This is a genomic window from Ureibacillus massiliensis 4400831 = CIP 108448 = CCUG 49529, from assembly GCF_000772965.1.
Lineage (GTDB): Bacteria > Bacillota > Bacilli > Bacillales_A > Planococcaceae > Ureibacillus > Ureibacillus massiliensis.
The window spans coordinates 1-9,257 of sequence record NZ_JPVQ01000072.1; the positions used below are offsets into that span (position 1 = coordinate 1).

At 35.9% G+C, this 9,257-nt stretch carries 8 protein-coding genes; 3 read left to right on the forward strand and 5 right to left on the reverse strand.

From position 1 onward, the window contains the following. Positions 1–281: 281 nt before the first annotated feature. Entirely contained in the window at positions 282–1,250 is a 969-nt protein-coding gene (locus CD30_RS18180; protein ID WP_036180275.1) for a DUF4822 domain-containing protein, read from the reverse strand. A 239-nt stretch (positions 1,251–1,489) separates the two neighbouring features. On the opposite strand from CD30_RS18180, the gene CD30_RS18185 reads away from it, so the two are divergent. After that, a complete protein-coding gene (locus CD30_RS18185; RefSeq protein WP_036180278.1) occupies positions 1,490–3,340 on the forward strand; it encodes a DL-endopeptidase inhibitor IseA family protein in 1,851 nt (616 codons plus the stop codon). Positions 3,341–3,390: 50 nt separating this feature from the next. On the opposite strand, the gene CD30_RS18190 is transcribed toward CD30_RS18185, so the two are convergent. The 3 genes from CD30_RS18190 to CD30_RS18200 all read right to left on the reverse strand — a co-directional run bounded on the left by CD30_RS18190 (position 3,391) and on the right by CD30_RS18200 (position 5,828). Next, positions 3,391–4,269, reverse strand: a complete 879-nt coding sequence (locus tag CD30_RS18190) for a DMT family transporter (protein WP_036180281.1) — start codon at positions 4,267–4,269, stop codon at positions 3,391–3,393. A 341-nt stretch (positions 4,270–4,610) separates the two neighbouring features. Beyond that, positions 4,611–5,123, reverse strand: a complete 513-nt coding sequence (locus tag CD30_RS18195; RefSeq protein WP_036180285.1) for a DIP1984 family protein — start codon at positions 5,121–5,123, stop codon at positions 4,611–4,613. Positions 5,124–5,138: 15 nt separating this feature from the next. Beyond that, on the reverse strand, positions 5,139–5,828 hold the full coding sequence (locus CD30_RS18200) for a B3/B4 domain-containing protein (protein WP_036180288.1): 690 nt from the start codon (positions 5,826–5,828) through the stop codon (positions 5,139–5,141). Positions 5,829–5,902: 74 nt separating this feature from the next. Here CD30_RS18200 and queG point away from each other — a divergent pair, with 74 nt between their 5' ends. Together queG and trmL are read left to right on the forward strand one after the other, a co-directional pair. Continuing rightward, a complete protein-coding gene (gene queG, locus CD30_RS18205) occupies positions 5,903–7,048 on the forward strand; it encodes a tRNA epoxyqueuosine(34) reductase QueG (RefSeq protein ID WP_036180291.1) in 1,146 nt (381 codons plus the stop codon). A gap of 715 nt (positions 7,049–7,763) precedes the next feature. Then, positions 7,764–8,237 carry a tRNA (uridine(34)/cytosine(34)/5-carboxymethylaminomethyluridine(34)-2'-O)-methyltransferase TrmL gene (trmL, locus tag CD30_RS18210; protein WP_036180294.1) on the forward strand — a complete coding sequence of 158 codons (474 nt, stop codon included), beginning with the start codon at positions 7,764–7,766 and terminating at the stop codon, positions 8,235–8,237. Between the two features lie 67 nt (positions 8,238–8,304). On the opposite strand, the gene CD30_RS18215 is transcribed toward trmL, so the two are convergent. After that, on the reverse strand, positions 8,305–9,192 hold the full coding sequence (locus tag CD30_RS18215; RefSeq protein ID WP_036180297.1) for a VOC family protein: 888 nt from the start codon (positions 9,190–9,192) through the stop codon (positions 8,305–8,307). Positions 9,193–9,257: the final 65 nt, after the last annotated feature.

A 9,257-nucleotide genomic window follows, 5' to 3' on the forward strand; every position in this document is an offset into this window, starting at 1 on the left:
ACCGGAGGTGCCAGGTGTTTTATATGCGTTATTTGATTACGGGCTTACTATGTTTTTTATTTTATTTAGGATTATGGTTGGAATTAAATTAATATTCCCCATTTATTTGATATATGATTTATTATTATTTCTTCATTAAAAACTGCAATAGCATTTAGCTTATTACCTGGAAAATAATGTACGTTATAAATAGAATTGTTTAAGTTATCAAATAAAAAACTGCGTAAGTATGGAATCGTACTTATTCCTTACTTACACAGTTAATATTACGTACTTGTTAATCAATTTGAAAAACTAGGCTTTAAGTTTCCTTCATACGGCACATGTTCAACGGTAATGATAATTTCATTTCCGTCTTTATCTTTTCCTTTACGTTTATAGGTGAATTTGTCATCATTAAGCTCTGTAATTTCAAGAATTGCACCATACTTATTCTCTCCTAGAGAAACATGAGCTCGTAGCTTATTTCCATTTACAACATTGAAATATCCATAATCTCCACGGCTTTCTCCTGTATTAGGATCGAAAAATTCATACTTACTTGTGCTGCTATCATATTTAGCAAGTCCTAAAAAGTTTGTATTATAGTCTGATACATCGTTTCCATTTCCATCTAATGCAACGGTACCTTGCCATAAAGTTCTCGCTAAAATTTCGTCACCATCAACATTATTATCCACCTCTCCTGTAAAGGTCTCTAAAAGTTTATCGGGAGTAGTAAATGTCAGCTCTGTCTCGGTATAAGGGATATGATCCACGAACACTTCTATGTCGTCCCCGTTTGCATCTTTACCCATTCTTTTATACGTAAACATATCCTTCGTAAGCTCGGTAATTTCAACGACTGCCTGGTTGCCTGTAGATTCGGATATTAATACTCTATTTTTACCATCATTTGTTATAAAGAAGACCCCGTAGTCCCCGCGGCTTTCTTTTGTGGTTTTATCAAAAAATTCATATCTAGAGGTTTCAGCATTATATTTCGAAAGACCAATAAAGTTCAAATTTGCATCCGTTAAATCATTGTTTTCAGAATCATACACCCGTGTACCTTGCCAATTGGTACTAGTGAGAATTTGTGTAAATTGTTGTCCTTTTGTTAATTCACCGGACTGGTTTACATTGTTAGACGCATCCTTCCAGACGGGGATTGTCTCATCTTGCTTTGTAAATAGTCCCTTTGAAAGCAGTAGGTAGGCAGAAATGATAATAATACTTGCTGCTAGTAATATCCATGTTGATTTTTTCATGTCTCTCCTCCATTTAAAAGCAATAAAAACAAAATAAGCTTTCCCGAAATTTGTTAAAATATACATCCCTTAATTTTCCTAAGAAACTATATTTAGCAGAGGTTTATCAAATTCAGTGCTTTTTAAATTCATTTGCAAATATTTTTAAAAATAATTTTAGTTCCATGAAACATTTGTCTAAATTACACGACAAATGGAATGGTTTGATATTACAACCAATAATTGGGGGAGAGACAATAATGGAACGTTTTAACAAAATTCTAGCGGTATCAACTTTAACAGGGGTATTACTTTTTAGTACAACTGGTGTATCAGCAGCTATATTTAAGGATGTAAATGAAAACTTCTGGGGAACTAATGAAATTGATTTTCTGTTTGAAGAAAAAATTGTTGGAGGCTATCAAAATGGTCTATTTCAACCGAATAAACCAATTACAAAAGGACAGATTGCTATAATGTTAGCTAATGCCTTAGATTTACCAACTAATGAAAACACAAATTTAAAATTCTCAGATATAACAAAAAAACATGGCTCATATCAAACATTTGTATCGATTACTGAGGCTGGAATTTTTTCGAAGGAATCAAACTTCCAACCGAATAAATCAATGACAAAAGAAGAAGTGGCAGAGGCTTTAGTTCAGGCATTTAAACTTACAGCATCAAAAGATATTAAAATTATAGATGTACCAGAAAGTTCAGAAGCCTATGACGATATTTCCGCAGTCATTCAAAATGAAATTATGACAGTGAATGAGGATGAAACATTTAATCCGAATCAGAAAGTGACAAGGGGAGAATTTGCTGTTTATCTTGCTCGTGCATTAAACAAAGATTTCTTACCAACACAGTACAATATCCCACAAAACATGAATCCTGTCATTAAATTATTTGATGTGGTATTAAAAAATCCAGCAGCTATAAAAACAGTATTTGCAATAAATAATGATTTTGGATTTACGGCTTTAAGTAAGGAAATCGAAAAATTAGAGGTCACTACTTTTGAAGAAGTAGCACGTTTAAATGGAACTACAGAGTTTGCTGTGCATGTAAATGTTAAGTTAAAGGGAGAAAGCGAAGGCTTACTTTCTGAAGGCGAAAATACACTTTATTTCCTCGTGACAAAAGAAGATTATATGAAATATAAAATTGTATCCGTTGATAATAAACCACATTTACAAGCTGATGATTCTATTTCCTTCTCTCAGGAAAACGCAAAAAAACTATTTGGTGATTCTAATAATGCATATTGGTACGTAGTAAGAGGGGGGGAAGGAACAGGAGAATTAAAGACTTTCACAAAAGATGAAATCGAGTATCGTTATATGGCACAGTCACTAGATAGTGAAGATAAACTAAAAAGCTATTTAGCAAAGACTTACACACCTGAGCAAGTAGCAAAGATCTATAATGATTTAGGATTTATCGTGAATAATGGAAAGCTTGCGCAACCAAATGCAGATGGCGGTAGTTTATTAGATTTTGCAAAGGCAACAATAAAACAAACATATAATTCAACGACAGTGAAGAAATATGAATTAACAATTCCATTAGGTGATACAAAAGAGGTAGCAGTAATGGAAGGGGAGCTTCGTTTCGTGGAAGGCCAAGGGTGGCGTATTAGCAGTTTAAAAGATATCGAGAGTGCCTCAATTACTAATAGCGAAGCACTTAATCTATTCTCAGAATCACGAAATGCATACTGGTATGTAGTAAGTGGCGGCGAGGGTAATGGCACAGTGAAGACATTTACCAAAGATGGTATGGAATATCGCTATATGGGCGATTCATTAAATACGGAAGAAAAATTGAGAAACTATTTAGGTCAGTATTATACAAAAGACCAAGTAGATCAATACTACAAAGATTTAGGCTTCCTAACAAACAACGGAAAGCTTGCACAACCAAATGCAGATGGCGGTAGTCTGCTCGATTTTAAAAAAGGAGCAATTAAATTGCTTACTGATGCAGCGACAGTGAAAGAATATGAATTGTCAATTCCATTAGGTGATACGAAAGAAGTTGAAGTTATGGAAGGTAAACTGATCTTTGTAGAAGGTCAAGGTTGGCGTGTGAGTAGTTTGAATTAATTCTCAAAAAGGGAAGGAGCCACTTGTTGGGCATCCTTCCTTTAATTGATTTATGCTCGATTCGTTAAAATAACGCCACCAATTACTGCAATACCGCCAATCAATTGAGCAAAATACAATTGCTCGCCTAGGAATATTGTTGCAAAGAGTGTTGCAAAAACTGGCACTAAATTTAGATAAATGCCTGCGCGGTTCGTACCGATTTCAACCATTCCTTTATTCCAGCTTAAAAATGCCACTATCGAAGCGAGTATGCCAACATAAAGAATTGCCCCGATTGTTGCGCCTGACCAATGGATTGGAGTTGTCGATGTCATTAACTCGTACATCGAAAAGGGAACGAGCATTATCGCACCGAGAGCAATACATACAAGGAAGGTTGAAAAACCAGGCAATCGATCCGAGTACTGTTTCACTAGTAATGAATAAAAACTCCATGATATAACCGCTACAATGACAATTAAATCACCAAAATTAAAATGGAAATTTATAAGATTTTCAATCGAACCCTTTGTCAAAATAAAAAGAACACCTAAAAGTGAGATGGCGGTACCGATGACTTGATTGCGTGTTACTTTTATTTTTAAAAAGGCAAAAGATAATATGTATAAGAAAATAGGTGTTAATGAATTCATTAAAGAAGCATTAATCGATGTAGTATAATAGACGCCAATATATACTAGTGTATTAAAACTCGCAACGCCTGTAAGAGCAAGAACAATGACTATAGGCCAGTGCTCTTTAAATTTTGGCCAATCTCTTTTTACATATTTAAAAGCAATTGGGAAGAATACGATAAATGCAAGGCACCATCTTAATAGAGATAATGTAAAGGGAGGTATTTCGCCAGTTACAGCACGCCCAATGACGAAATTTCCCCCCCAAAGAATAGTCGCAAGCACCAATAGTAGGTGTGGTGGAAACTTCATATGGCAAGACTCCTTAAATTCAAAATAATAAAACAATTATAGCTACATTACTTCCAAAACTTCAACTCTATTATTTCCAAAATAAGTTTGTTAATAAATTTCAAAACAAAAAGGGAGTATCTCAAAATTGAGAGATACCCCTTTTTCATAACGACTGTCGAATTTAAATTATCTGTAATGGTATCCTTTACTATGGTTGGTAATTAGTCAAAGGTAACATTGTAACAGGTTACAGGTCATCGGTTTACCGATTATTGTAAATATTTGCATGACAAGCAAACAAATAGAGACAGTACGTTATGCCTCGGATTGGAGTCTCACCGCACCGAGAATTATTTATCTTAGAAATAATTGGAATCATCAAATTCGACTTCTACTTGATAATTTTTTGCATTGATTAAATTTGATAAGCGATGGGCTTCTTTTTCTAATTCGTTGGCTTTTTGACGGTAAACGATTGGATCATACAGTGCAACTTGATATAAAACAACGTTGTCTCTTCCGCTATACAATCTTTCCTTTTCAGATTTACCTAAATCTTTACAAAGACTTGCCTCTGCACGTAATTGACTTGCTAGCTCGATCGCTTCGACTATCGGAAGCTCCTCGCCTTTAAAATTGATAGTATTGTCAATATTTGCTCTATAAATTAAACGATCTAATGTTCTAGCATCTTTCCGAACCTGTTCAAGTTCTGCTTCAACATCTTTAAGCAATCGTCCTGAAGATTTCGGTGTTTCCCCTTTTTCAATAATAACATGACTGACTAAATGAATTTCTTGAATCAATTCTGGAATCTTTTTTGTCAGAACGCTTTTTAATTTTACAGCTTCTGCTAAAGGTATTGTTTTCATTCACTTTCGCCCCTTTTAAATTGAAATGTTAGGTACTGTTGATGAAAGAATGGATGTTTTATATTCTCCACCGCTTACTTGGCAGAACATTTTGCCTGCTGCTTGAAGAAGTTCATCGCATTCCTGTTCATCTAATGATGGCCTTAAATAAAAAACCTGAAGCGCTTCAGTTGTATCCTCTGTTACTGCTGTACGTTTGGAATCGACGAATGGACTTCCAAAGGCGCCTGTTTCATCTTTACTACATAAAATATTTTTTAATGAATTAAAACGGCCATTGAGTCCTTCGTATCCTGTTTCTTCATCCCCGACAGTAATTGTGACATCACCTTGAAGCTTTTCCATATCATATATACCAATTGGAATTTCATATTGCAGGGAAAAGAAATTATTTAAATCAACACCAGAATGAAATGGAGATAAATAGTTTTGCTTTGCAACTCTGCGCATTAAACTTTCTGCTGAGTGGCGATAGCGGTTTGGATCTGCACCAAATGATTTCCAAACCTTACGCCATTCAGAAATACCAGGACGTTCAGTAACAGGAGTTTCTTGTAACTCAAAAAATAGATTTTCTTGAAAAAGTTGCATACGTCCTTTAATCATTTGAGGAGATTCTGAAACGACAATTTTGGTATAATGGATAATGCCGATTTTTAATTGGTTATTTGTTTCAAAAAGTAATTCATTGATTGAAATGTTCATATATCATCACCTGACTTTATTGAAATTTATATCACTTTACAATATTTTACCAAAGAAGGGAGCGGAATGCGAAAGTGAACATCGAACAATTACAACAGCAGTTAATAGAATACGCATCATCCATTGGCGTTGATAAAATCGGGTTTACGACCGCATCACCGTTCAATGAGTTGAAAAATCGATTAAAGCGCCAGCAAGAACTTGGCTACCAATCCGGTTTTGAGGAATCAGATATCGATAAACGAACAGAGCCTATTCGATTATTAGATAATGCAGAAAGTATTATTGCGATTGCTCTTGCCTATCCATCTAAAATGGAGGATGCTCCGTCAGGGAAAAAAGGTGCAAGACGAGGCATTTTTGCTCGCGCATCTTGGGGAATAGATTATCATGTAGCTGTTCGCGAACGTTTGCAATTGATTGAAGTATGGCTTCAGGAAAAAGTACCGAATGTACAGCTTAAATCAATGGTTGATACAGGAGAGCTTGTAGATCGCGCAGTTGCGGAACGTGCGGGTATCGGCTGGAGCGGGAAAAACTGTTCTATTATAACACCTGAGTTTGGTTCGTATGTATACTTAGGCGAAATGATTACAAACATACCTTTTGCTCCTGATACACCGATTGAAAACGAATGTGGCGATTGTACTCTTTGTCTTGATGTTTGTCCAACTGGTGCCCTAGTGAATCCAGGACAATTAAATGCGCAGCGATGTGTTGCATTTTTAACACAAACAAAGGACTACTTACCTGATGAGTTTCGAGCAAAAATAGGAAACCGCATCTATGGCTGTGATACTTGCCAAACAGTGTGCCCGAAAAATAAAGGGAAAATGAACTGGATTCATGATGAATTCAAGCCTGATCCAGAAATAGCAAAGCCTTTATTACAGCCATTATTAAATATGTCCAATAAGGAATTTAAAGCAACCTTTGGCTATGTATCAGGTTCTTGGCGCGGAAAAAAACCGATTCAACGAAATGCAATTATTGCATTAGCACATTTTAAGGAACAATCAGCGGTCCCTGATTTAATTGATATAATGAAAAAAGATGAAAGGCCTGTTATGCGCGGAACTGCTGCATGGGCGATTGGGAAAATCGGCGGTCCACTTGCGGAAGATGCATTACTGAATGCGCTTGAACGTGAAAAGGATGAGGCAGTCATTCATGAGATTCATAAAGGAATGCGGCTTTTAAAGGCAGAAACGAAGGCTTAGGTTACACGAAACCAAATAATAAGCGCCCGAGAGAAAGAGTTATCGGCTCAAAAAAAGTAGCAAGTAAGTGATCAAAAGCTGAGATTAAGCGCTCAAAAGAAACGCTCATCCGCTCAAAAGCATGTGCTAAGTGATCAAAAGGAAGTGCTATCCGCTCCAAAAGGTAGCAAGTGATCAAAAGCAGAGATTAAGCGCTCAAAAGAGACGCTCATCCGCTCAAAAGCACATGCTAAGTGATCAAAAGGAAGTGCTATCTGCTCCAAAAGGTAGCAAGTAACCAAAAGCTAAGATTAAGCGCTCAAAAGAAACGCTCATCCGCTCAAAAGCTCATGCTAAGTGATCAAAAGGAAATGCTATCCGCTCCAAAAGGTAGCAAGTAACCAAAAGCAGAGATTAAGCGCTCAAAAGAGACGCTCATCCGTTCAAAAGCATGTGCTAAGTGATCAAAAGGAAGTGCCATCCGCTCCAAAAGGTAGCAAGTGATCAAAAGCTGAGATTAAGCGCTCAAAAGCATGTGCTAAGTGATCAAAAGGAAGTGCTATCTGCTCCAAAAGGTAGCAAGTGATCAAAAGCTGAGATTAAGCGCTCAAAAGAAACGCTCATCCGCTCAAAAGCACATGCTAAGTGACTAAAAAACTAGCTCATCCGCTCAAAAGCTCAACCAACCACTTAATCAAAATAATAAAAGTATACGAAACTAAGGAAGTGTCTAGCTTTGCCATTGCATATTGTTTTATATCAACCTGAAATCCCAGCTAATACGGGTAATATTGCTCGGACTTGTGCGGGAACGAATACTTCATTACATTTAATCCGCCCTTTAGGATTTTCAACTGATGATAAAATGCTTAAACGGGCTGGATTAGATTACTGGCATTCTGTGAATATTGTTTATCATGATAGTTTAGAAGATTTTATTGAATATTCAAAGGATGGGGACCTTTATTTAATTGAAACATATAGTGATGAGCCCTATTCGAATCATGATTTTAGTAATCAAGAACAGGATATTTACTTTATGTTTGGTAAAGAAACAACGGGGTTGCCTAAGGAATTCGCCTACGAACGACGAGATAAATGTCTTCGGATTCCACAAAGTGACCATGTACGATCTTTAAATTTATCAAATACTGCAGCAATAATAATTTATGAAGCGTTAAGACAACAAAATTTTCCAGGGCTAAAATAAAGCGAAAGAAGACTATCCACACCGTCATTAAAACAAATGGTGTAGACAGTCTTCTTATTTTCACAAATTATTCTCCATCAAGGGTAAATACAATTTTTATCCCTGAAGGATCTTCAGTAGAGAAAGCTTGATGACCTCCATATTTTGGAGCTCCATCAAATTGATCCACTGTTGCACCGATACCAAGTAAATTATTTTTTATTTTCTCCGCTTGTTCTTCATTATCTAATACCAGTGTAAATGATTTTAACCCTACACTATTTTCAGGAGCTGGTGACCCACCTTTGCTTTCCCAAGTATTTAAACCAATATGATGATGATATTTTCCTGTTGAAACGAACAATGCTTGTTTGCCGTATCGGGTAACAACATCAAAACCTAGGATACTCGTATAAAATTTTTCACTAGCAGCTATATCTGCAACAGATAAATGAATATGCCCCATTACTGTGCCATTAGGAAGGCCATCCCAAGCACCATCTGCTTCACTTAAAACGGAAGGAATGTCTACTTGTTCTGTTGTCATGTAAACAGTTGAAGCATCCTGCCAAATCCAATATTCCTCCTGACGATCTGAATAAACTTCAATCCCATTTCCGTCTGGATCATTTAAATAAATTGCTTCACTCACATGATGATCGCCAGCGCCGATACGAATATTATATTTAATAATATTTTGAATAAAGTTTCCTAAGTCTTTTCGAGTTGGTAACAAAATAGCAAAATGATAAAGCCCGGTTTGCCCACCTTGTAAACTTATTGCATTGTCTACTTGCTCTAAGGACAAAATACTAGTAGTACCATCAAATGTTAGAACCGCAGAATTCTCAGTTTGCTCGAGTACATAAAAACCAATTATTTTTTTATAAAACTCAATGGAACGCTCTAAGTTGGATACCTTTATTTGCACATGTGAGACATACATGTTTGGCTTCTTATGAAAATGATTAGACATAAAACAACCCCCGTTATTTTTCACGTATTGTCAAAAATAATTTATATAAATCGCTAATAAATGTT

Bases quoted from the DNA above. Each gene is read 5' to 3' on its own strand.
- CD30_RS18190 (WP_036180281.1), bottom strand. From the start codon at position 4,269: ATGAAGTTTCCACCACACCTACTATTGGTGCTTGCGACTATTCTTTGG.
- CD30_RS18200 (WP_036180288.1), bottom strand. From the start codon at position 5,828: ATGAACATTTCAATCAATGAATTACTTTTTGAAACAAATAACCAATTA.
- CD30_RS18215 (WP_036180297.1), bottom strand. From the start codon at position 9,192: ATGTCTAATCATTTTCATAAGAAGCCAAACATGTATGTCTCACATGTG.
- CD30_RS18185 (WP_036180278.1), top strand. From the start codon at position 1,490: ATGGAACGTTTTAACAAAATTCTAGCGGTATCAACTTTAACAGGGGTA.
- CD30_RS18180 (WP_036180275.1), bottom strand. From the start codon at position 1,250: ATGAAAAAATCAACATGGATATTACTAGCAGCAAGTATTATTATCATT.
- CD30_RS18195 (WP_036180285.1), bottom strand. From the start codon at position 5,123: ATGAAAACAATACCTTTAGCAGAAGCTGTAAAATTAAAAAGCGTTCTG.